This is a genomic window from Rhodovulum sp. PH10, assembly GCF_000293785.1.
Classification (GTDB): Bacteria; Pseudomonadota; Alphaproteobacteria; order Rhizobiales; family Xanthobacteraceae; genus Rhodoplanes.
The window spans coordinates 1-416 of record NZ_AKZI01000243.1; the positions used below are offsets into that span (position 1 = coordinate 1).

1 protein-coding gene is annotated in these 416 nt (G+C 66.8%); it reads left to right on the forward strand.

Annotation, left to right across the window (positions count from 1 at the left end; translation table 11 throughout):
* Nucleotides 1–184: 184 nt before the first annotated feature.
* Nucleotides 185–416, forward strand: a 232-nt coding sequence (locus A33M_RS21810; RefSeq protein WP_040622691.1) for a hypothetical protein, incomplete at its 3' end; no start/stop codon positions are given.

Consider the following 416-nt stretch of genomic DNA (forward strand, 5'->3'; position numbering starts at 1 on the left):
TGTGCAGGGCCATGTCGAATATCTGACAAAGGTCCGCGCCCGACGGTTTCCGCTGGAGTGACGGGGCATTACCTTTTCGCGGAACCACCACTTTCTCCGCGGCCATGCGCGTACCCAATTTCGGGGATGACACGGTAACGCGGTCCCGCATACTGGCCGGCGAATCCGCCACGAGGGTCCCGGCATGGCCTGCGACGTCATCGACGAAGAACCGAAAAGCCCGGCTCGGCGCTCCGACGCGCGTTCGCGCCATGCGGACGACGCCGATCCTCGTCACGACCCGGCCCGGCCGCGAGCGAGCTCGATCGCCCAGGATGCCGCGCGCGACCTGCCGTCGAACGGTTCTCGCGGGCGGAAACGTCAGCGCCCCAAAATCACGGCAGAGATGATCGATGCCGGCGTGCGCGTGCTCGAGG